This window comes from Acinetobacter sp. FL, from assembly GCF_040744925.1.
GTDB classification, from domain to species: Bacteria; Pseudomonadota; Gammaproteobacteria; order Pseudomonadales; family Moraxellaceae; genus Acinetobacter; species Acinetobacter radioresistens.
Genome location: NZ_CP160437.1, coordinates 2,408,780 through 2,430,405, shown reverse-complemented (window position 1 = coordinate 2,430,405; position 21,626 = coordinate 2,408,780). Strand labels below are relative to the sequence as shown.

22 protein-coding genes are annotated in these 21,626 nt (G+C 42.7%); 8 read left to right on the top strand and 14 right to left on the bottom strand.

Annotated features, from left to right (window positions below):
• Positions 1 to 133: 133 nt before the first annotated feature.
• Entirely contained in the window at positions 134 to 508 is a 375-nt protein-coding gene (locus ABZP31_RS11335) for a diacylglycerol kinase (protein ID WP_248134819.1), read from the bottom strand.
• Positions 509 to 608: 100 nt separating this feature from the next.
• Positions 609 to 1,310, bottom strand: a complete 702-nt coding sequence (locus tag ABZP31_RS11330; protein ID WP_075040311.1) for a VIT family protein — start codon at positions 1,308 to 1,310, stop codon at positions 609 to 611.
• 435 nt (positions 1,311 to 1,745) lie between these two features.
• On the opposite strand from ABZP31_RS11330, the gene ABZP31_RS11325 reads away from it, so the two are divergent.
• The 3 genes from ABZP31_RS11325 to ABZP31_RS11315 all read left to right on the top strand — a co-directional run bounded on the left by ABZP31_RS11325 (position 1,746) and on the right by ABZP31_RS11315 (position 3,666).
• On the top strand, positions 1,746 to 1,877 hold the full coding sequence (locus tag ABZP31_RS11325; RefSeq protein WP_262475901.1) for a hypothetical protein: 132 nt from the start codon (positions 1,746 to 1,748) through the stop codon (positions 1,875 to 1,877).
• A gap of 349 nt (positions 1,878 to 2,226) precedes the next feature.
• Positions 2,227 to 3,114, top strand: a complete 888-nt coding sequence (locus ABZP31_RS11320; protein WP_248134817.1) for an NAD(P)/FAD-dependent oxidoreductase — start codon at positions 2,227 to 2,229, stop codon at positions 3,112 to 3,114.
• A gap of 87 nt (positions 3,115 to 3,201) precedes the next feature.
• Entirely contained in the window at positions 3,202 to 3,666 is a 465-nt protein-coding gene (locus tag ABZP31_RS11315; protein WP_248134815.1) for an AAA family ATPase, read from the top strand.
• Positions 3,667 to 4,318: 652 nt separating this feature from the next.
• Here ABZP31_RS11315 and ABZP31_RS11310 read toward each other — a convergent pair.
• The 9 genes from ABZP31_RS11310 to fahA form a co-directional block, all read right to left on the bottom strand.
• Complete coding sequence (locus ABZP31_RS11310) at positions 4,319 to 4,762, bottom strand: universal stress protein (RefSeq protein WP_248134813.1); 444 nt, start codon at positions 4,760 to 4,762, stop codon at positions 4,319 to 4,321.
• 269 nt (positions 4,763 to 5,031) lie between these two features.
• Positions 5,032 to 5,415 carry a carboxymuconolactone decarboxylase family protein gene (locus ABZP31_RS11305; protein WP_111281937.1) on the bottom strand — a complete coding sequence of 128 codons (384 nt, stop codon included), beginning with the start codon at positions 5,413 to 5,415 and terminating at the stop codon, positions 5,032 to 5,034.
• An 80-nt stretch (positions 5,416 to 5,495) separates the two neighbouring features.
• Positions 5,496 to 6,674 carry a thiolase family protein gene (locus ABZP31_RS11300; RefSeq protein ID WP_248134811.1) on the bottom strand — a complete coding sequence of 393 codons (1,179 nt, stop codon included), beginning with the start codon at positions 6,672 to 6,674 and terminating at the stop codon, positions 5,496 to 5,498.
• A 91-nt stretch (positions 6,675 to 6,765) separates the two neighbouring features.
• On the bottom strand, positions 6,766 to 8,175 hold the full coding sequence (locus ABZP31_RS11295) for a TIGR00366 family protein (RefSeq protein WP_005027377.1): 1,410 nt from the start codon (positions 8,173 to 8,175) through the stop codon (positions 6,766 to 6,768).
• A gap of 134 nt (positions 8,176 to 8,309) precedes the next feature.
• Complete coding sequence (locus ABZP31_RS11290) at positions 8,310 to 8,960, bottom strand: CoA transferase subunit B (RefSeq protein WP_248130295.1); 651 nt, start codon at positions 8,958 to 8,960, stop codon at positions 8,310 to 8,312.
• 2 nt (positions 8,961 to 8,962) lie between these two features.
• Positions 8,963 to 9,667, bottom strand: a complete 705-nt coding sequence (locus tag ABZP31_RS11285; protein ID WP_005018972.1) for a CoA transferase subunit A — start codon at positions 9,665 to 9,667, stop codon at positions 8,963 to 8,965.
• A gap of 18 nt (positions 9,668 to 9,685) precedes the next feature.
• Positions 9,686 to 10,243 (bottom strand): VOC family protein, encoded by a 558-nt coding sequence (locus ABZP31_RS11280; protein ID WP_005018974.1) that lies wholly within the window; start codon positions 10,241 to 10,243, stop codon positions 9,686 to 9,688.
• Positions 10,244 to 10,262: 19 nt separating this feature from the next.
• On the bottom strand, positions 10,263 to 10,901 hold the full coding sequence (gene maiA, locus ABZP31_RS11275; RefSeq protein ID WP_005018975.1) for a maleylacetoacetate isomerase: 639 nt from the start codon (positions 10,899 to 10,901) through the stop codon (positions 10,263 to 10,265).
• Entirely contained in the window at positions 10,888 to 12,204 is a 1,317-nt protein-coding gene (gene fahA, locus ABZP31_RS11270) for a fumarylacetoacetase (RefSeq protein WP_174498750.1), read from the bottom strand. The genes maiA and fahA overlap by 14 nt, the downstream gene beginning before the upstream one ends.
• A gap of 419 nt (positions 12,205 to 12,623) precedes the next feature.
• Here fahA and ABZP31_RS11265 point away from each other — a divergent pair, with 419 nt between their 5' ends.
• The 3 genes from ABZP31_RS11265 to ABZP31_RS11255 are packed head-to-tail and all read left to right on the top strand — an operon-like array spanning position 12,624 to position 15,650.
• Positions 12,624 to 12,962: a hypothetical protein gene (locus ABZP31_RS11265; protein ID WP_174498751.1), complete on the top strand. Its 339-nt coding sequence runs from the start codon at positions 12,624 to 12,626 to the stop codon at positions 12,960 to 12,962.
• 47 nt (positions 12,963 to 13,009) lie between these two features.
• Positions 13,010 to 14,833 (top strand): copper resistance system multicopper oxidase, encoded by a 1,824-nt coding sequence (locus ABZP31_RS11260; RefSeq protein ID WP_174498752.1) that lies wholly within the window; start codon positions 13,010 to 13,012, stop codon positions 14,831 to 14,833.
• Positions 14,820 to 15,650, top strand: coding sequence for a copper resistance protein B (locus tag ABZP31_RS11255; RefSeq protein WP_174498753.1), 831 nt, complete (start codon positions 14,820 to 14,822; stop codon positions 15,648 to 15,650). Before ABZP31_RS11260 ends, ABZP31_RS11255 begins: the two co-directional genes overlap by 14 nt.
• Before the next feature lie 83 nt (positions 15,651 to 15,733).
• Here the strand turns inward: ABZP31_RS11255 and ABZP31_RS11250 are convergent, their stop codons facing one another.
• The 3 genes from ABZP31_RS11250 to ABZP31_RS11240 form a co-directional block, all read right to left on the bottom strand.
• On the bottom strand, positions 15,734 to 16,420 hold the full coding sequence (locus tag ABZP31_RS11250; protein ID WP_174498754.1) for a pirin family protein: 687 nt from the start codon (positions 16,418 to 16,420) through the stop codon (positions 15,734 to 15,736).
• 208 nt (positions 16,421 to 16,628) lie between these two features.
• Positions 16,629 to 17,246, bottom strand: a complete 618-nt coding sequence (locus ABZP31_RS11245; protein WP_005018990.1) for a MarC family protein — start codon at positions 17,244 to 17,246, stop codon at positions 16,629 to 16,631.
• A 20-nt stretch (positions 17,247 to 17,266) separates the two neighbouring features.
• Positions 17,267 to 19,306 carry a choline transporter gene (locus ABZP31_RS11240; protein ID WP_026443985.1) on the bottom strand — a complete coding sequence of 680 codons (2,040 nt, stop codon included), beginning with the start codon at positions 19,304 to 19,306 and terminating at the stop codon, positions 17,267 to 17,269.
• Positions 19,307 to 19,541: 235 nt separating this feature from the next.
• Between ABZP31_RS11240 and betI the strand changes: the two genes are divergently transcribed.
• Positions 19,542 to 20,123, top strand: coding sequence for a transcriptional regulator BetI (betI, locus tag ABZP31_RS11235; RefSeq protein ID WP_248135142.1), 582 nt, complete (start codon positions 19,542 to 19,544; stop codon positions 20,121 to 20,123).
• Positions 20,124 to 20,148: 25 nt separating this feature from the next.
• Entirely contained in the window at positions 20,149 to 21,624 is a 1,476-nt protein-coding gene (gene betB / locus ABZP31_RS11230; RefSeq protein WP_248135145.1) for a betaine-aldehyde dehydrogenase, read from the top strand.
• Positions 21,625 to 21,626 lie beyond the last annotated feature (2 nt).

Sequence of the window (21,626 nt, the reverse complement as noted above, 5' to 3'; positions counted from 1 at the left end):
TTTTATATTTTTATAATGGCTGATTAATTAATTTTAGACTATAATTTTAATTTCAATACCTATTATATTAACCTTAATTCAATCAAATAAATTGAGATCGAGAATTTAAAAAATATCTTATAAATTAAAAGATTTAATGACTTAAAATAATTAGCCAAGTACTAAGAATAATAAAGATAGCAATTAGCTGAGCTGCACTTCCCATATCCTTCGCATTTTTAGAAAGAATATGTCTTTCAAGAGAGATCCTGTCAACTACAGCTTCAAGCGCCGAGTTAAATAGCTCAATCACAATTGCTAATAAACATACAGCAATCATGAGTGCACGTTCTATACTGGTAACATTGGTAAAAAAACTTAAAGGAACCAGTATCAGGTTCATCAGTATAATCTGACGAAAAGCAGCTTCATGCTGATAAGCTATGATGAGGCCTGTTATCGAATAATAAAAAGCATTTATAATACGTTTGACACCTTTCTTACCTTTATATGGGGAATATAAGCTCATAACCTGATCACATAAACATACTATCTGGATTATGGTTTTTCTTGCTTAAAATAAAATTAAAAGAGTTATAAGGGTACAATATATTTATATGATTTATTGCCTAAACAGCTGTGACATTAAATAATGAACCCACCCATGCACTAAACAGCATTGCAATAATTCCCCATATCATAATACGTATTGCACCTTTCCAGATAGAATTGCCACCGGCATAGCTTGCCAGCGCACCCAGAACTCCCAGACTTAATATACCAATTATAATAATGCCTGATTGGAGTATAGATTCAGGAAGAAAAATAATTGCAGCAACAGGAAACAAAGACCCCACTGAAAAAGCCAGAGCTGATGCGACTGCTGCAAGAACAGGATTTGCTGAAGTCTGTTCTGAAATACCAATTTCATCTCTTGCATGGGCGTCCAGAGCATTATGTGCAGTCAGCTGTTGAGCAACCTGACGGGCAAGGTCAGAGTCTAAACCGCGACGTATATAGATATCTTGGAGCTCCTTTAATTCATGGGCCGGATGAAGATCTAATTCTCGTGCTTCCATATTCAAATCACTCTGCTCGATATCCTGCTGGGACTTAACTGATATATATTCGCCGGCTGCCATTGAGGCAGCGCCAGAAATCAGGCCGGCTATACAGGTAATTAACAGGGTATGAGTGGAGGCCCCACTTGCCGCTACGCCAATGACAAGGCTGGTAACAGAGATAATCCCGTCGTTTGCACCCAGTACAGCAGCACGTAACCATCCCGCACGCTCCATATAGTGCTGTTCAGCATGATAAGAATGACGCATAGAACATTCTTTTATTGTTAAGGTTGTTAAAATAGAGGGAATTTATTTTAGCTATATATTAAGGCTTATAACTTCTGAATTGAATATATTTTTAACTTATTGATTTTAATAAAAACTAAAATAACAAGACAATTTCTATTATAGTCAGCCTTAAAAATCTTATTTGATAAAAATATTTTTTAAATATTGAGAATTTTAACACTGAATAATATGGTATCAGAGAAGGTTAAATATTAAGAAATACAAGATCGATACTTAAGATGCTATCTATTCTCATGATCAGGCTAGAGCAAGTTTTTTAGTGACCAGTTTAGGGGAGTTACCCCTGAAGAAGTAGTGCTAAATTATAAATCAAGTGATAAATGAAGTAATAAGCACAGCCGTCTTATAAGGAAAAACCGTGTTGATGCCGATCTGTAGAGATCTGAACAGGCAATTGCTGTAGGTTATCAGCGGATTGTTGATAACAATACTAGCCTGAGCATAAGTGGTGCATGTACTCAAAAAGAAAGTTCTGCTGGTGTAGGGGGTAGGTTTAGGTTGGTAAATTTATATAAAATGAAATAAAAATAAGGGCTAAATAGCCCTTATTTTTATATAAAGTGTTTAGTTTCGATATATTATTTAATTGAATAAAATAATAAGTAAAAAAGTACATATATAGTAAATATATTCATTAAAAATAACTGGTTAATTAAAATTAATATTTGGGGTAGGTGTGATCTGCTATAGATTTAAATTTTCTATTTTTAAAAAAATGCTGCTTGAGATAGCCATTTCACTTTAAGGTGATAAAGAAATTCAGTTAAGCAAACAAAATAATCATAAAGTTGCATTTCTCATAAAGGACATCAACATTGGTATAAGCTAGAAGTATTAAGCTAATTCCTGAAATGAGATTTTCGGAGTTATCAAAATGATTTATGACGTTGCAATTATTGGCGGAAGTTATGCCGGCTTATCTGCGGCAGTACCTTTGGCAAGGGCACGTCGAAATATTATAGTAATTGATGCAGGGCAGAGACGGAATCGATTCGCCGAAAACTCTCATGGTTTTCTTGCACAAGATGGAATTCAGGCGCTGGAAATTATAAAAAAGGCACGGGAACAATTACAGCGCTATAAGACAGTCAACTGGCAACAGGGCACGGTCCAGCGGGTAGAAAAAAATAATCAGGATTTTTATTTGTGTCTGGATACTCAACAGTCAGTTCATGCCAAAAAAATAATCATAGCCTCCGGGGTCACTGACCGCTTACCGGATATTTCAGGTCTAAACGAACGCTGGGGGAAATCTGTATTTCATTGCCCGTATTGTCATGGCTATGAACTCAATCAGGGAAATATTGCAATTTTAGCCAGTTCTGCCCATGTTACCCATTTGGCCATGATGCTTCCAGACTGGGGTAAGACTACACTCTTATTAAATGGTCAGCCAGACCTGTTGAATCTGAAAGCCAAACAGCAATTACAAGAAAGAGGCGTGACCATAGATGACCGTTCAATTAAGCAGATGGATTCTCATGCTGATGTAATATTTACAGATCAGAGCATCACACACTTTGATGGATTGTTTATACAAACTAAAACCTTTTTAGAGCAAGGCTGGATCAAGGATTTGGGTTGTAAAATTGAAGAAGATGAAACAGGGGAATTCATTTATACAAATGACCTAAAAGCAACTCCAGTTGATGGGGTGTTTGCCTGTGGAGACGCAGCTCGGCCCGGCGGTTCAGTGTCTTTAGCTGTAGGTGATGGGGCACTGGCAGGAGTAAGCGCACATAATGCTTTAATTTTTGATTAAATTAAAAACATAAAATAGAGAAAGTTATCAGTCAAAACCTGATCTGCTACGACTATAGTCAGAAATGAAAGAAAGGGAAAATAATAAATGCCTGAAAATACTATAATTCCAGTTCTTTATTTAATGTGTGGATTACCAGGTTCAGGAAAGACTACATTGGCTAGAATTCTAGAAAAAGAATATGGGGCTATTCGCTTTTCACCAGATGAGTGGTTGTATGATCTCGGTTTAAGTTTTTACGATGATCAGGCAAGGATTAAGGTAGAGCAGCTCCAGTGGCAGCTCGCCCAGCAGTTACTTAAACAGGGCCACAGTGTCATTCTTGAATATGGATTCTGGTTAAGGACGGAGCGTGATCATTATCGCGCTGTAGCCAAGGAGCTCGGTGTTATAGCCAAAGTCTGCTATTTGAAGGCATCTATAGATGAGCTGAAGTCACGACTGAAAAAACGTAACCAATTGGGCATCGATAGTATACCTGTGGTTGACTTGGAAAAACTGGATCAATGGATAAACCGCTTCGAGGAGCCTGCTCAAGAAGAGCTGAATTAATTCTGGTTGGATCATTTATTTTTTGTAAGAATATAAAAGATGGCTAGTGAGCAGTTCTCTCTATGCTTTAAAAAGATCTTAAATATTTAGACTGCTGAATATTATTGCTTGGGTATTGGGTCAGCAGTTTCTAGTTAAGTAAAAAATCAGCTTTACTCAGGATTTTTATCTCAGGCATTGTTTTTCTGACTATATAAATAGCCTCTAAAAATGAAATATAGAAAGCTAAATGAATAATAATTATTTATATGTACAAGGCCGTACTCATGCTATTTAAATCGCTCCTTATTCGTATAACCTGTTGAGTGATGATCCTGAATTATTTTAGATAAAATAACAGCAGAAGGTTTGATTTGAGCTACAGCTTTTTCTGAATCATGAAGAAGGTGAGCAAAGTCATATTGAACAATCAGTATGCCGGGACTCGGCAGTTTTTACCTAAAGAGAAAGGAAGAAATGTTATCTAAGTGACCTACAGCAATAGTTGGGAGTAGTGCAATCGATTGAAGATAGAATCGAGATTTAAGGTACTCATCAGAATCGATATCTTAGAAAGTCATGTGAGGAAAATGAGCTGAATAGTCTTTAAAACTGTCTAGGCTTATTTTCCTCTCCTGACCTGAGATTCAAATGCAATTAACAGGTCAAATAATTATTGTTTGATAATCATGACTGGTAAATGTGTTGCTGCCAATACACTCTGGGCTACACTTCCGAGAAAGATTTTCTTGATGCCTTTACGGCCATGTGAACCCATAATAATCAGGTCAGCATTTATCTCTTCTGCGGTATTGATAATTTCTTTATAAATTTCCTGTCCTTCAGTCAGATGGGTTTCTACTTCTACTCCTTCTGCGGCAAAAAGGGCTTTGGCCTGATCCAGAGTTTTCTGTATTTCCTGTTTAGCTTTGTTACGATAGTCTTCTACCAGCGTCTGGGTATCGACAAATTCAACAGCAATAAAAGGTTCAACTGAAAGTACACAAACTGCTGTAACCTTACTGCCAAAAGCCTTGGCAATGTCAGCTGCCTGTTTGACTGCAGCGAGAGAAGTTGGTGAACCATCTACGGGAACTAAAATATGTTGATAAGTCATGGTGCTGACTCCTTAGGGAATAGTTCTTAAAAGGATACTTATTATTAGATGTCTTAATATTATACGCTGTCCATCAGTTAAATATATGAGGAAAACTTAATTTATATAACTGATGTCCATTAATTTCAAAGCTAAGCCATCAACTTAAGGCTAACACACTTCCAGCAAACAAAATGCTTTTCTAGCACTAAAGTTTAAATAATAACCATAAAATATTTATATTAATAAAAATAAAAAATGCAGGTTAAGGGCCTGCACTTTATACAGTTTTACGAATTATGGTAGTCATTAATCACTTCAAGCGCAGCCCGAAAGGCTTCTTGGGCTGCTGGTGCTCCACAATAAGGTAGGCTGTGCAATAAAACTTCTTGAATCTCTTCAACTGTGGCACCGTTATTGAGTGCACCACGAACATGTCCCTTTAGTTCGGTAGGGCTCTTCTGGGCAACCAGAAATGCAAGCGTAATCAGAGAACGGTATTTGCGTGGCAGTATATCTTCACGTTGCCAGGTCGACCCCCATGCATGTTCATTAATCCAGTCTTGCAGCGGCTGGGTAAATGGAACGGTGTTGTTTTGGGCACGCTGTACAAATGCCTCACCCATAACTTCAGTGCGGACTTTCAGGCCATTTTCGTAATCTTGCTGAGACATGATTGTTTCCAGAGTCAGAATATGAAAAAGGATATACCACACTCGATGGTATATCCTGCAGAAAACTGACAATACTCAGATCAGGCCATGATTTCAATCGCTATTGCAGTGGCTTCTCCACCACCGATACAAAGTGCTGCAATACCTTTACGCTTGCCAGTGCGTTTAAGTGCATAGATCAGTGACAAAATAATACGTGAACCTGATGAACCCAATGGATGACCTAGGGCGCAGGCACCTCCATGTATATTAACTTTTTCAATATCCAGCTCAAAGGCATCAATCGCGGCCATCGTTACCATGGCAAAGGCTTCGTTAATTTCCCATAAATCAACTTCTGCTGCATTCCAGCCGGCTTTCTTCAGAACTTTTTCAATTGCACCCACTGGAGCAATTGTGAATTCAGAGGGATGTTGTGAATGTGAAGCATACGCTACAATTTTTGCTAGTGGTGTCAGACCACGCTGCTGTGCATTTTCTTCAGTCATGACCAGCATGGCTGAAGCGCCGTCACTAATTGAGCTAGCATTAGCTGCCGTAATTGTTCCATCCTTGGCAAAAGCCGGACGCAAGGTGGCGATCTTATCAATTTTGGCATTAAACGGATTCTCATCCTGAGCCACAATGACCTCACCTTTACGACTGCTGACAGTTACTGGCACAATTTCATCTTTTAAATAACCTTCGCTAATAGCCTTTTGCGCACGAGTTAAAGAACGGATCGCAAACTCATCCATCTGTTCGCGGGTATAACCCTTCTGGTTAGCCATGTCCTGTGCCAGTGAACCCATCGAACGGCCGGTTTCTGCGTCTTCAAGACCTTCTAAAAACATGTGGTCCTTGACCTCACCATGACCCATGCGAAATCCTGCACGTGCTTTAGGCATCAGATATGGAGCATTACTCATTGATTCCATCCCGCCTGCCACTACAATATCAGCACTACCTGCCTTAATTGCATCTGCTGCCTGCATGACAGCTTTCATGCCTGAACCACAGATTTTATTGATAGTGGTGGCGCCAACATGGTCAGGCAAGCCCGCCAAACGCATTGCCTGACGGGCCGGACCCTGTTTTAACCCGGCAGGGAGTACACAGCCCATAATCACTTCATCAACCTGATCGGCTTGAACACCAGCGCGTTGTAGAGATTCCCTGATGACGGCTGCTCCCAGCTCAGGTGCAGTTAAACTGGATAAACTACCCTGAAAACTTCCCATAGCAGTACGGCTACCAGAAACAATAACAATCGGTTGCATATTTGAATTCCTATTCAGACCATAACGAAAAAACGCAGTACAGTGTTGGTAAAAATGAAAGGCTCTTTTGTTCTTGAAAAAGCCAGTACTATTAAAATACAGGTGGGGTATAAGCCAGAGTACGCCCCAGTATCCACAATAAAAAAAGAACCAGCGGAAAATGCACGACCAGCTGGGTTACGGTAAAACCAATCACATCTTTAGGTTTAAGTTTCAAAATACCCAGCATCGGCAACATGAAAAATGGATTGATCAGGTTCGGTAAAGCCTCAGCAGCATTATAAATCTGCACTGACCAGCCCAAATGTACTTTCAGGTCATTGGCAGCTTGCATAACATATGGGGCCTCTATGATCCATTTTCCACCACCTGAGGGTACAAAAAAGCCAAGAATAGCTGAATAAATTCCCATCACTACAGCAAAACTTTCCTTGGAAGCAATAGAAACAAAAAACTCGGCAATATAGTGAGATAAAGAAAGATCATTGCTGTTCATGGCATGAGTCATGATAAAAGCAATACTGCCGTATAAAGGAAACTGGATTAATACGCCAGAGACCGCAGGTACTGCCTTGGACACGGCATTAAGAAAATTACGTGGTGTCCCATGCAGAGCCAGACCCAGCATCAGAAAGACAAAGTTATAGGTATTTAAACTGGAAATAGCCAGAATTGGATTCTGCTGGGTAAATTCGAGAATCATCCAGCCTATACCAATCGCCACCACTAGTATGGTTAAGATTGGTGAATTTTCTAGCCAGTCTCCCGGGCGGCTAGACTTTGATTCCGGCTTTTTCTCAGTTTCAAAGTCCAGTTTAAAATCCTGCATGGTCTTGACGTTTTCACCTTTAGGGGCAGACCAGTAGGCAATTGCAATTGAGACAATGATCAGTACCAAAGTCATAACGATGGATTGCCACAGAAAAATTGTTTCAGTGAAGGGAATAACCCCGGTAAGCTGATAAATAGATTCAGGTAAACTGTCTTTATTGGCTTGTAGCTGGGCAGCAGATGAACTGATACCCAGTGCCCAAGTCGCACCCATACCAATAATAGCTGCAGCAGCCGCGGCCCGGTAGTCCATTCGCAGTTCAGTACGTTTTGCCAGTGCAATCACTAAAAGAGCCGTCAAAATAGTACTCACGGCCCAATTGACAAGGGAAATCAGCAGACTGACGGTAGCAACCAGTACAATTGCTCCACGACCGGAACTGGGTATAAGAGCCATTTTCTGAATAAGGAGTTCGACGGGTCTGGAAACCGAAACCACATAGCCGACAATAATCAGCATGGTCATTTGTAGGGTAAATGGAATGAGACTCCAGAATCCATCACCAAAAGCTTCAGCTACAGCTTGGGCTGGAGCACCGATCGTCATCGCGGCAATTGAAACAATGATGACTCCCAGTAAAGCGAAGATATAAGAGTCAGGAAACCATTTTTCTGACCAGTTACTGATACGAAGAGCGAACCGCTCAAGTAATCCTTGATGTTTATACATAGTTTTTGAAATCCATTTGTCTGTTTATTCTTAGATATGGTATCTAGCTGCCCATAGCCTGTTTTATTATTTACTTAGGACACACAAAGCAGCCGAAGCTGCTTTTTTATTCACATGATTTTTATAGTATTGGATCAGACTGCATCATTCTCTAGCTGTACATTTAGCTGTACGCCTGTAACCGCCTGAATCTGCTCTAGCGTCACCTCTTTGGCCAGTTCTATCAGTTTCACCCCTGCGGCGTCAATATCCATCACACCAAGGTCAGTAATAATCCGGTGGACTACACCTTTACCTGTAAGTGGCAGGCTACACTGTTTTACAATTTTTGGTGTTCCGTCTTTCGCACAGTGTTCCATCAACACCACGACTTTTTGTACACCTGCAACCAGATCCATGGCTCCGCCCATGCCCTTAACTTTCTTGCCCGGAATCATCCAGTTGGCCAGATCTCCCTGTTCGGAAACTTCCATTGCCCCTAAAATCGCAATATTGACGTGTCCACCACGAATCATGGCAAAGGATTCGGCACTTGAGAAAAATGCAGCGCCGGGCCGGGCTGTTACGGTCTGCTTACCCGCATTGATCAGATCAGCATCCACCGTTTCTTCAGTCGGAAACTCCCCAATCCCCAGTAAACCGTTTTCAGACTGGAGCCAGACATTGACCTGTTCTGGAATATAGTTGGCGACCAAGGTCGGCAATCCAATACCCAGGTTGACATAGAATCCGTCTTCGAGTTCCTGTGCGGCACGCTGTGCCATTTCATTACGTGACCAGGCCATATTTATCCCTCCGCCGTTTTCAGTGTCATCTGTTCAATCCGTTTTTCAGGTGTGGCATTGAGTACAATACGGTTAACATAGATTCCCGGCAGGTGAATAGCATCCGGATCCAGCTCACCAATCTCGACAATCTGTTCAACTTCAGCCACGGTAATTTTTCCGGCCATGGCACAGACCGGATTAAAGTTCTGTGCGGTTTTACGAAAGACCAGATTTCCGGCTTTGTCGGCTTTATAGGCTTTAACCAGCGATATATCGGCTGTCAGTGATTCTTCCATAATATAGGTTTTGCCGTTGAACTCTCGCTCTTCCTTCCCTTCAGCAATGAGAGTGCCTACGCCGGTCTGGGTAAAAAAAGCGGGGATACCAGCACCGCCGGCCCGCAGTTTTTCGGCCAGCGTACCTTGAGGGGTAAGTTCAACTTCAAGTTCACCACTCAGGTATTGACGCTCAAATTCTTTATTTTCTCCAACATAGGATGAAATCATTTTCTTGATCTGACGGGTAGCCAGCAGCTTTCCTAAGCCGAAGTCATCTACTCCTGCATTATTGGAAATACAGGTCAGATCTTTTACTCCGGTTTCTTTTAGAGCTGAAATCAGAGCTTCAGGAATACCACACAGGCCAAAACCACCGACTGCCAGAGTCTGTCCATTTGCGACTACATCCTGAAGGGCAGCAGTTGCACTTTCATAGACTTTATTCATAAGTTGAATTCCTATGGTTTAAGCGGTAGTCTGATCCAGTTCGTCAGCATGCAAAAAATGAGTATGATGAGGCGCACGCTTGGTTTTACTCCATTCTTCTAGCATCTCATATTTCATTTCTTCAGTAATCATGGCAATTTTCTGCGGGGCTTTTTCATCATCATAAGCCAGCTCCAGACGGTGACCGTTTGGATCAAAGAAATAAATTGAATGGAAAATGCCGTGGTTAGTAATACCGAGTACATCTACACCATTTGCCTCTAGATGTGCTTTGGCGGCTTCAAGAGCTGTACGATCTTTAACTTTCAATGCAATATGCTGGACCCATTTTGGTGTATTTTCGTCGCGGCCCATTTCTGGCTGGGTTGGCAGTTCAAAAAAAGCAAGAACATTACCATTCCCGGCATCTAAAAACAGGTGCATATAAGGGTCAAAAGCTTTGGTAGAAGGTACATGGTCTTCGGCAAATGCCAGAATAAAATCCATGTTCAGGTTTTTCTTATACCATTCGACGGTTTCTTTAGCATCTTTACAGCGGTAGGCCACATGGTGAATTTTTTCGATTTGAATAGTCATGAACAAATGTCCTTATTTTTTATGCGGCATCCGACTGCGCTTCTGGCGCAGCATTCTGGAATGCGCTCAATGTTGAGCAGTGTGTATAAATACTTTCAATTTTGGGGAAAGCTGTCAGGTCAATATTAAAACGCTTGGCGTTATAGACCTGAGGAATCAGGCAGCAGTCTGCCAGTGTAGGAGTATCGTTAAAACAGTAGCTGCCATTTGAGTCGTGTAATAAAGCTTCAAGTGCTTTAAAACCTTCAGTCACCCAATGGGCGTACCATTCAGATTTTGCTGTTTCACCAATTTGCAGGGTTTGACTTAAATACTGTAATACCCGCAGATTGTTCACCGGATGAATATCACAAGCAATACTCTGACAAAATGCCCGAATTCTTGCTCGCGAATGTGCATCTTTGGGTAAGAGGGGCGTTTCAGGATGAGTTTCTTCAAGATACTCTAAGATACTCATGGACTGGCCCAGATTGAAGTCTCCATCTGTGAGCGTAGGCACCAATGCAGTTGGGTTCATGCGGCAGTAAGCTTCAGAACGCTGTTCGCCTCCATTTTTCAGCAGATGTACAGGCACAAGTTCGTAGTGCAGTCCTTTAAGATTCAGGGCAATACGCACCCGGTAAGCCGCGGAACTACGGAAGTAACTATACAGCTTCACGTTGCTCTACCTCTGATTCATCAGTATTAAAATCAAACTGGACAGCTGGCAGTACCTTGCCGCTTACCTCACCAAAACCGATACGCAGACCATCTTTTTCACAGTAGCCTTTCATGACCAGGGTATCGCCATCTTGCAAGAAACTGCGCTGTTCGCCATTTGAGAGTGTAAGTGGCTTGGTCGTATTCCAGGTAAGCTCCAGCAGGGAGCCATAAGAATCGGGGGTAGGGCCAGAAATGGTACCTGAACCCATCAAGTCACCGACCTGAACGTTACAGCCAGAAATCGTATGGTGAGTCAGTTGCTGGGCCATTGACCAGTACATATATTTAAAGTTGGTTTGGCAGATCACATCGGCCTGTACCTGTCCGGCTGCCTGAAGTTCAACAGAAAGCTGGATATCGTAACTGTTGGCACTGTTGTCTTCACGCAGATAAGCTAATGGACGTGGTTCCTGTTCCGGACTGTTGGTCTTGAAAGGTTGCAGGGCGTCTAGCGTGACAATCCACGGTGAAATAGAGGAAGCAAACGTTTTGGCATTAAATGGACCAAGTGGTACATATTCCCATTGCTGAATATCACGTGCTGACCAGTCATTAAACAGTACCATTCCAAAAATATGGTCCCAGGCATTTTCAATGGAGATCGGTTCGGCCAGCTGGTTTGGTTTGCCAATAATAAAACCGGTTTCCAGTTCAAAGTCGAGCTTGCGACAGGCAGTGAATACAGGGCGTTCTTCACTTGGCAGTTTAACCTGGCCCGACGGGCGAACTATATCTGTACCACTAACTACTACTGAGCTGGCACGACCATTATAGCCGACCGGAAGTTCTGACCAGTTAGGAAGCAAGGCATTCTTGGGATCACGGAACATACAGCCAACATTGGTAGCATGCTCTTTTGAAGAATAGAAATCGGTATAGCCGGGAATATGGACTGGTAAATGTAGCACTACTTCTGAGCGTTTAAAGAAGGCTTTTTCACGCAATTCGCTATTATCACGCAGTTCTGGATTTGTACTGGAAAGAAGCAATTGCAGGGTAGAGCGAACTTGAGTCCACTGATCACGTCCAGACTCAATAAACTGATTTAAGGTTGACTGATCAAAATAGTTTCTGCCTGCTTCAATCGTGAGTAAGCCAGCCTGTTCAAGTACTGCCAGATCTACTACATACTCACCTAGTGCAACACCGGCGCGACGTTTTCCATCAGCTGTTTCACTAAAAATACCATAAGGCAGGTTCTGAATCGGGAAATCTGAATCTGGTGCAACATCGATGAATGATTTAAGTTGTGTCGTCATTTAACTGTTCCTTTTGTCCAAATGAAGGCAGCCTGCCGCTTTTATCTGACCTGATGTATCTATGGAAATCAGGCTACTTGCTTAAAGTTAGTTCATGTCCAGAAATTAAAATGTCTGCAAATTTTCCAAAGCTTAAGACAGCTGTTTTTATCTTAGTTCTATCATACTTATTTTTATATATTACACAATATATAATTTAATTATGGATATCGTAATAAGCGAAAATTAAAATAATACTCAGCCATTATTTTTCGGTTTTTATATAGAATGACCTATTGAAATCCGCTTGCACCCCGGCAAAAATCCGTTATGCTGATATAGCTAATATACGATTTGTGGACCTGAACGTGCGCCTTGGCAGACTTTTAAAACAGTCTTGGCTTATCTGTTTTCTTGTTTTTCTAACAGGATGGTCTACTGTGTCTGCTCATCTGCTAAGTCATTCCGGCGGATCTCAACCTACGCAGCAAGTGAACCAGCATGTTGGCCATGCAGGCTGTCACGAAGTGTCTCATGCTGCATCACAATCTGCGCAGTATTCTTGTATCAATGGTGATAACCATCAAACAGTGCAGCAGGTTCATTGTCACGATTGCAGCTCACTACATTGCAATACACTGCAAGTGGTTTTAGCAGCAGCTGATAACGTGCCTGAATCTTTATCAAATCTTTCTTTACCCGAAACAAGCCACAGCCATTATTTTGCCCGTTACTTGCCAGGATACTGGCAGGAAATTCTGCGCCCTCCTAAAGCCTGACCTTAATTTCACGATTAAAAATTATTTTTAATTATCAAGGTCAAATCATGTCTATAAAACTGAGTCAAGCCCTGTTACTGGGTGCCTGTCTGTCCTCATCCACCTGGTTAATGGCGGCAGTCAAAGAATATCATCTTACTATTGATGAACAGCTGGTAAATGTAACCGGCAATCCACTAAAACGTATTACTGTAAATGGAAAATTTCCAGCTCCTTTACTTGAGTTTGAAGAAGGCGATGAAGCCGTAATTCATGTTTATAACAAGCTTAAAAATGAAGACTCTTCCTTACACTGGCATGGATTGTTATTGCCGGCTTTAATGGATGGTGTACCTGGCTTTAATGGATTTCAGGGTATTAAACCGGGTGGTCATTTTGAATACCGCTTCAAAATTCGTCAGAATGGAACTTATTGGTACCATGCACACAGTAAGGGACAGGAGCAGGATGGCCTATATGGGGCATTTGTAGTCTATCCCAAAGATCGCCAGTCTGTCGCCAAGCATGAACAGGCAGAGCGTGATTACGTAGTGATGCTATCCGACTTTCACCAGAGCAAGAGTGACCAGATTCTAAATAACCTGAAGAAATCAGCAGAATATTATCAGAACCGGCGTGAAACCCTAGGTGATGTCTGGCAGCAGGTAAAACGTGAAGGTTGGTCAGCTACCTGGAAAGACCGTTCTATGTGGAACCGGATGCGCATGCTAAAAACCGATTTATCGGATGTCACAGGTTATACTTTTCTGGTTAACGGCAAGACACCAAAGCAGAACTGGACAGGTCTGTTCAAGTCAGGCGAGAAGATCCGCTTACGTTTTATCAATGCCTCAGCCATGTCCTTTTTTGATGTCCGAATCCCGGGCCTGAAAATGCATGTAGTGAGTGCAGATGGGCAGCCAGTTCAGCCAGTACCTGTAGATGAGTTCCGGATTGGTACAGCCGAAACCTATGATGCAATTGTCGAGCCCAAAGATAGTCATTACCAGATTGAGGCCGAATCAATTGATCGTACCAGCTTTGCACTTGCCTCATTGCATGATCAGGCGGATTCTGCCCGGCCCGCAACCCGGCAGCCTGATGCCAGACCACGTGCCTTGCTGACCATGGCTGATATGGGGATGCAACATGGCGGCCATAATAATGATATGGCCAATCAGCATGCCGGACATATGAGCAATAGCGACGCTCAGGGTGAGATACATTCCCAAATGCCCGTACCGGGCACAGACCATGCTGCCATGGATCATTCCAAAATGATGACTTCATCAAAAAAACAGGAAGCAGCAGAACAGCGGACTATGTCGGATATAACGGAGCAAAGATTATCACAAAGTACCACTACACCGGTCTATGGCTGGGCTAATGCCTCGACCCCTGCAGGACATAAAGCACTCACTTATGCAGACTTAAAATCCTTAAATCCTCAATCTGACCAGCGTCAGCCTGAACAGGAGCTGGTCATCCGTCTGGGGGGAAATATGGAGCGCTATGTCTGGACTATGAATGGTAAGAAATTTACTGAGGCTGAGCCTTTACAGGTGAAATACGGTGAACGTGTCCGGCTAAAATTTATCAATGACAGCATGATGGCCCATCCGATGCATTTGCATGGCATGTTTATGCAGCTGGAAAATGGTCAGCCGCTGGCAAACATGCCGAATAAGCACACTGTGATTGTACCGCCAGGCCAGACCGTCACGGCTTTACTCACCGCCGATGAGTTGGGTGAATGGGCGGTTCATTGTCATCTGCTTTATCACATGAGTGCCGGTATGATGAATAAACTGGTAGTAGCCCAAGTTGGATCAGCAACTCATACGCCAGCAGCAAGTCACTCGTCACAAGGAGCTGGGCATGCACATCACTAAGTTATGTAATCGTCTGCTAATTGGTAGTGGTATTTTGCTTTTAAGCAATATAAGCCTTGCTGAAACTTTGCATGACCATCAGGACAAGTTACAGCAGCAATCTGTTACAATGCAGAAAACCATGACGGTAACTTCAGAAGCACAAGCTCATGCCAACCATATACGTGAACATGGTGGACAAATTTTTCAACGTACTGAACTTGAGCATCGTTGGATCTGGAATCCGGATGGGCAGGGAATATTAAAAACCGAACTTGAAAGCCGAATCGGAACAGATGAGAACAGGCTGTTTATAAAAGGTCATATTCATAAGGCTGAGTCAGAACAGGCAGATTATGATATTGCCGCTTTGTATAGCCGGGCTATTTCTGACTTCTGGGACGTGCAGACCGGTGTGCGTTATCGCTACACAGAACGGCAACCAGAGCAGCAGGAGCAGATAGACGCCATGCTTGGATTGCATGGTCTGGCGCCCTATTTCTTTGAAACAGATGCCTACCTGTATGCTGGAAAAGACCAGCAACTCTCTTTTAACTTGAAGAGTGAGCGTGATCTGTTAGTAACGCAAAAGCTGATTTTACAGCCTTATATTGAGTCAGAGCTGGTGTTAAGTGATGATTCAAAGTATGCGCGTAAAAAAGGTTTATCCAGCTTGCAACTGGGTGTGCAGACCCGTTATGAAATTAATAAGCGAGTCATGCCTTTTATTGATGTGGCTTATGCCTATGAGAAAGGGCGTGAAGCTACAGTTTGGCAGCAAGAAACCTCGTCAGAAAAAGACTGGCAGTACGGACTCGGTCTGAAACTGATTTTTTAAATAGATAGAAGTTTATGAACTTGCAATATTTATAAAAAAGGAAGGGCAAGCCCTTCCTTTTTGTTAATTATGACTTTAAAAAGTTAAGGTAAATCAAACCAGATCATGCGGCTGTCTGCTAGGGCTTTAACTTCAGTTTCAGCTTCGAAAACTAAAGCATCACCGGCATTTACGGTATATTCACCAATTTGCACACAGCCTTCAATTACATGAACATAGTTGATCTTATGCTTTGCAGCAATCTCTAGAGAAGCATCTTTTTGCAAGACAGCAGTTTTAACCTCTGCATCTTGGCGTATGTGCATTGGTGCATTTGCTTCTGGTCCGGCAATCAGATGCCACTGGTCCGGATGTTTGCCCGGGTCCAGACTGATCTGTTGATAATTTGGCTCAGCATTTTTGATATTAGGATGAATCCAGATCTGGAGCAGATGTACGGGCTCATCATGATTATTGATTTCACTGTGCTGAACGCCGTGGCCTGCACTCATGAGTTGCCATTCACCGGCATGAATCTGGCCTTCATTACCCATACTGTCGCGATGAGAAATAGTTCCAGACAGGACACAGGTCAAAATTTCCATATTGTCATGGGAATGCGTACCAAAGCCGTTATGGGCCGCAATCCGGTCGTCATTGATAACACGTAATGCACTGACACCCATGTATTTTGGATCATACCACTGACCAAAGGAAAAGCTGTGTCTTGTGTCGAGCCAGCCTGCCTGCACATGACCCCGGTTTTCACTGCGGTGTAAATAAGTATTCATTTTGACACCTCTATATAACTGTTCTATCTGTTATCTATTTTATTGTTTTTAGCGGCACGATAAACCCGTATAGCTATAACGAAACGTAGCATTTTTGGAACGATAAGAGCTGATCTGTATCTTTCCATACACCCGATTAAAAATTCTGGTTTTTCTATTAAAAGGCACAGTAAATTAGCTGAAAATTACCTGCCAAAATAATTGGTATTTAAACCATGTCTGTCCAGATTCCTACTACACCAGTAATCACCATATCAATTGCAATTGTACCAATGAGTAAGGCAGCCAGCCGTCCGACAATTGCAGTGTACATATCTACATAACGGGTCGAGCGTTTCTGTAAATGATCATGTGCATATTTCATCAGGATCAGCAGGCTACAACTGAGTAACAGGGTAAATGCAATGACTGCCGCTGTCTCTAGTATAGACATTTTCATACCGGTAATGACTGCTGCACTGATGGTCCCTGGCCCGATCATGAAGGGCATGGCAATTGTGCCGGCCAAATGCTCGGGTGCTCCACGCATAACGCCGATAGTTTCTGCACCTTCAAAAACATACCGATAGCCAATTACTAAGAAGATCAGGCCACCAAAAATCTGGAAAGATTCAAAACGCACATGTAGGTACTGGTTAAATACCGTTTCACCACCCCAGGCAAAAAGCAGAAAAACCATGAAACTGATCAGACTGCCTGTAATCAGCGCTGTATTGAATGTTTTTGCCTCAGAGGTGCGGATAATTCCCAGCATATAAATGCTCATCAGGAAAGGATTGAGCAGTGAAAAGAACAGGGCAAATGAATGGATTGCATCTGGGTTCATTGGAGTCATCCGTATTGAGTTTAAGCATCTGGATCTGGGAAAAGTGGCCGTGTACCCGGACTAATCCGGTTAATGTGCAGGAACATCATATGACGTTCATATTTATCCAGAATATCGTTAATCACCTGTTCGCGACTGTAACCAACCAGGTCATTTCCTTGGGAACCTTCATAGAGATAGCTTTCCAGACGGTAATAGTGGCGTTTACCACGTTTGCCACGTTCACTAAAGTTGGGTGTGATGTAGCGTATCGGCCAGATCTGATAAATAAAATTCTGTTCCTGTTCTAAATGAATAATAATATCCAGATGATAAAGCGGCAGTTCATCTTCAAGCAGTTTTTGTTCTACACTGGCTTCAACACCCCGTTTCATCAGTTCATCTGCTACAGCCTGCATGGCGGGCAAACAGACCTCATCCAGCATACGCTTGGTTTCGGTAGTTCCCGGATGGTGCATAACCCGGTTCAGACGTTTTTTCCAGTTAAAAATATCGACATTGCCCACCACAGGAGCGGCGTTCATACTGGTACTGGCTTGCCGGAAATCTTCCAGACGTAATGATTTATATAAACCGGCCATAACCAGAAAAATTACAAAGCTAAAGGGCAGTCCCATAATAATAGTGGCATTTTGTAGGGCTGTAATACCGTTTGCCATCAGCATTGCCAGCGTAAGCAGGCCAATCGCAACTGACCAGAAAATGCTGAGCCAGCGGGGTGAATCATGGTCAATGTGGGTAAATTTCGTTGTAAAGTTCCCCAGCACCAGCGCCCCTGAATCGGCTGAAGTCACATAGAACAGGAGACCAGTAATAGTGGCCACTGAAGCAATAAATGGAAAGCCCGGATACTGGGCCAGCAGATCATAAAAACCATGGGCCGGGTTGGCAATTACTGTCTCGGCAAGCTGAATATTGCCTTCAAAAATTACACTATGAAGGGCGCTGTTACCAAAGATGGATAGCCATGTCATGGTAAACAGCAAAGGAATGATCAGGGTGCCACAGACGAATTCACGGATGGTGCGGCCTCGGGAAATACGTGCCAGAAATAGACCCACAAAAGGAGACCATGCCACCCACCAGGCCCAGAAAAACAGTGTCCAGCTCTGCATCCACTCTGTTGGCTGTTCAAAGGCAAAACTCTCTAAAGTAAGTTTTGGAAACTGGCTAAGATAATCGCCGAAATTTTGAATTAGGGCATTCAGCAGGAACTGGGTATTGCCCAACAGCAATATAAAAATAAGCAAACCCACTGACACATAAATGTTGACTTCGGAAAGTATCCGCAAACCTTTATTTACACCAGATGTGACCGAGATAATACAGATAATTACAGCCACTAGAATTAGCAGAGTTTGGACCCATAAATTCTCTGGCAGGCCAAGAAGTACGTGTAAGCCATAGTTAAGCTGTACAACACCAATACCACAAGTGGTAGCTATACCAAAAATTGTTCCCAGTACCGCAGCCGTATCGACCGTATGACCCAAGGCACCATTAATTCTTTTACCAAAGATGGGATAAAGCGCAGAACGAATGGTTAAAGGCAAATTATAGCGATAGCTGAAATAAGCCAGTGACATACCGATCAGGGCATACATACACCAGCCAGTCAAGCCATAGTGAAACATGGTCCAGACCATACTCTGCCGCGCAGCTGCATAAGTTTCGCCCGTACCTACTGGCGGATTAATATAGTGTGACAGTGGTTCAGCCACCGAAAAAAACATCAGATCGATACCGATTCCGGCGGAGAACAGCATTGCTGACCAGCTGAGCAGACTAAATTCCGGCTTTGAATGCTTGGGTCCAAGTTTAATATTGCCATAACGTGAACAGGCAATAAAAATAACAAAGACCATATACAGGGTAGCTGCGAGGAGGTAATACCAGCTAAATGTACTGGATACCCAGTTTAGTACAGCTGTAATGACATAATTTGCCTGTTCATTAAATAAAATAGTAATAGTAGAGAACAGTAGAATGAGTGAAGCAGAAACGTAAAAGACCACCTTATTCAGGCTGTCCCTCGGCTGCTCGACTGTTTTATTCGCCATAAATCTCGAGATTCCAAAGAATATGTAAATTTCGGATTTACAGTACACTTTATTCTTTTTTAAACAGTTTTTTTAAGTAAATAGCTTGGTTTTAAAGCTACAACGGGTCCAAAAATAAAGTGTGCTGTACATCTTTGCTATAAAACTATAGTTTTTTTTAATTGAACGTTCAATAAAAATAAAGATAAAATATGTAGCAGTTCACACTTGTTCTGTATTTTGGAAGATAAGACCAATGCCTAAAGTTGGAATGCAACCGATTCGTCGCCAACAACTGATTGATGCCACACTGGAAGCTATTAACGAGTTAGGCCTTGCTGAGGCTTCAATCTCCCAGATTGCCAAAAGAGCAGGTGTATCGACCGGTATTATCAGTCACTACTTTAAAGACAAGCATGGTCTTATTTTTGCCACCATGCAGTATTTGCTGGCGCAGCTGGAAACTGCAGTGGTACAGGCATTAAGCCAGACAGAAGCTTCTCCCAAAGCTCGGCTTATGGCCATTGTGCGGGGCAATTTTTCGCCTTCCCAGGTAAATCAGGCTGCCATGAAAACTTGGCTGGCTTTTTGGTCGGTTAGTTTATATCAACCGGATTTACATGAATTACAGCAAGTCAATGAGCAATGGCTGTATTCCAGCCTTAAACACGAATTTTGCAAGTGTCTGGATGAAAAACAGGCCGAAGATGCAGCTCTTGGACTCGCTGCACTGATCGATGGTTTTTGGTTACGCGGCGCATTAAGCCAGACACCGCTCAGGATCGATGAAACCATCCGGATCTGTGAGCAATACATCGATCACAAGCTTGCATATTAAAAATCACAACAAAAGGAGATTTCTCATGTCGAAGTTCAATCTGCAACGTCCCTACATCCACGGACAATTTACAGACAGTTCTTCTCCTGATGTTTTTAAGACCATTAACCCGGCCAATGGTGAAGTTCTGGCAGAGGTTCAAGTCTGTACCAAAGATGATATTGACCGGGCAGTTATGTCTGCACAAAAGGGTCAGAAAATCTGGGCAGCTATGACCTTGATTGAACGTTCACGTATTTTAGCAAGAGCAGTCAGCATCTTACATGAACGTAATGATGAGCTTGCAGTGCTTGAGAGCCTCGACAGTGGCAAGGCATATAGTGAAACTTCAACGGTCGATATCGTGACTGGAGCCGATGTACTTGAATATTATGCTGGAATTTTACCGATGCTTGAAGGGCAGCAGATTCCATTACGTGAGGGTTCATTTGCCTACACCCGCCGTGAACCATTAGGGGTGGTAGCAGGGATTGGGGCTTGGAATTATCCAATTCAGATTGCCTTATGGAAATCTGCCCCAGCTTTAGCTGCCGGAAATGCAATGGTATTTAAGGCCAGTGAAACTACACCACTGACGACCCTGAAACTGGCTGAAATTTATACCGAGGCCGGCGTGCCAGCCGGTGTCTTTAATATTGTAACTGGTGGGGGAGAAATCGGGCAGTATCTGATGGAACATCCTGATATTCAGAAAATCTCGTTTACCGGTGGGGTAGAAACCGGCAAGAAAGTTATGGCGTCAGCAGCAGGTTCTTCTTTAAAAGATGTAACGATGGAACTGGGTGGGAAATCACCTCTGATTATTTGTGAAAATGCCGATCTGAATCTGGCTGCCGATATTGCGATGATGGCAAACTTTTTCAGTTCAGGTCAGGTGTGTACTAACGGTACTCGGGTATTTATTCCTAAAAAATTACAGTCAGCTTTTGAAACAAAGCTTCTGGAGCGGATTCCATATATTCGGATAGGAGATCCCTTGAAACCTGATACCAATTTTGGTCCGCTTGCCAGTTTTCCTCATATGCAGAAAGTCTTGGACTTTATTGAGCGCGGTAAGCAGCAGGGTGCACGTGTATTAACCGGGGGGCATCGGCTTACTGCAAATGAACTGGCCAAGGGTGCTTTCGTTGCACCCACTATTTTTACTGACTGTCATGACGAGATGGAGGTTGTGCAGCAGGAAATTTTCGGGCCGGTCATGAGTATCTTGAATTATGAGAATGAAGAAGAAGTCATTCAGCGCGCTAACGATACCCATTACGGACTTGCCGCGGGAGTAGTAAGTTCAGATCTGGCACAGGCACATCGAATGATTCATCAACTTGAAGCCGGAATCTGCTGGATCAATACGTGGGGAGAATCGCCTGCACAAATGCCTGTTGGAGGATACAAACAGTCTGGTGTAGGGCGTGAGAATGGTATCCAGACCCTGCAAAATTATACCCAGCTCAAATCGGTACAGGTAGAACTGCAACCATTTCAGTCTATTTTCAAAGCCTGATC

Excerpts from the sequence above, each read along its gene's own strand:
- ABZP31_RS11250 (WP_174498754.1), bottom strand. The coding sequence starts at position 16,420 with ATGAATACTTATTTACACCGCAGTGAAAACCGGGGTCATGTGCAGGCA.
- ABZP31_RS11295 (WP_005027377.1), bottom strand. The coding sequence starts at position 8,175 with ATGTATAAACATCAAGGATTACTTGAGCGGTTCGCTCTTCGTATCAGT.
- ABZP31_RS11305 (WP_111281937.1), bottom strand. The coding sequence starts at position 5,415 with ATGTCTCAGCAAGATTACGAAAATGGCCTGAAAGTCCGCACTGAAGTT.
- ABZP31_RS11280 (WP_005018974.1), bottom strand. The coding sequence starts at position 10,243 with ATGACTATTCAAATCGAAAAAATTCACCATGTGGCCTACCGCTGTAAA.
- ABZP31_RS11300 (WP_248134811.1), bottom strand. The coding sequence starts at position 6,674 with ATGCAACCGATTGTTATTGTTTCTGGTAGCCGTACTGCTATGGGAAGT.
- ABZP31_RS11255 (WP_174498753.1), top strand. The coding sequence starts at position 14,820 with ATGCACATCACTAAGTTATGTAATCGTCTGCTAATTGGTAGTGGTATT.
- ABZP31_RS11285 (WP_005018972.1), bottom strand. The coding sequence starts at position 9,667 with ATGAATAAAGTCTATGAAAGTGCAACTGCTGCCCTTCAGGATGTAGTC.
- betB (WP_248135145.1), top strand. The coding sequence starts at position 20,149 with ATGTCGAAGTTCAATCTGCAACGTCCCTACATCCACGGACAATTTACA.
- ABZP31_RS11320 (WP_248134817.1), top strand. The coding sequence starts at position 2,227 with ATGATTTATGACGTTGCAATTATTGGCGGAAGTTATGCCGGCTTATCT.
- betI (WP_248135142.1), top strand. The coding sequence starts at position 19,542 with ATGCCTAAAGTTGGAATGCAACCGATTCGTCGCCAACAACTGATTGAT.
- fahA (WP_174498750.1), bottom strand. The coding sequence starts at position 12,204 with ATGACGACACAACTTAAATCATTCATCGATGTTGCACCAGATTCAGAT.
- ABZP31_RS11240 (WP_026443985.1), bottom strand. The coding sequence starts at position 19,306 with ATGGCGAATAAAACAGTCGAGCAGCCGAGGGACAGCCTGAATAAGGTG.
- ABZP31_RS11310 (WP_248134813.1), bottom strand. The coding sequence starts at position 4,762 with ATGACTTATCAACATATTTTAGTTCCCGTAGATGGTTCACCAACTTCT.
- ABZP31_RS11245 (WP_005018990.1), bottom strand. The coding sequence starts at position 17,246 with ATGAACCCAGATGCAATCCATTCATTTGCCCTGTTCTTTTCACTGCTC.
- ABZP31_RS11260 (WP_174498752.1), top strand. The coding sequence starts at position 13,010 with ATGTCTATAAAACTGAGTCAAGCCCTGTTACTGGGTGCCTGTCTGTCC.
- ABZP31_RS11315 (WP_248134815.1), top strand. The coding sequence starts at position 3,202 with ATGCCTGAAAATACTATAATTCCAGTTCTTTATTTAATGTGTGGATTA.
- ABZP31_RS11335 (WP_248134819.1), bottom strand. The coding sequence starts at position 508 with ATGAGCTTATATTCCCCATATAAAGGTAAGAAAGGTGTCAAACGTATT.
- ABZP31_RS11330 (WP_075040311.1), bottom strand. The coding sequence starts at position 1,310 with ATGCGTCATTCTTATCATGCTGAACAGCACTATATGGAGCGTGCGGGA.
- ABZP31_RS11290 (WP_248130295.1), bottom strand. The coding sequence starts at position 8,960 with ATGGCCTGGTCACGTAATGAAATGGCACAGCGTGCCGCACAGGAACTC.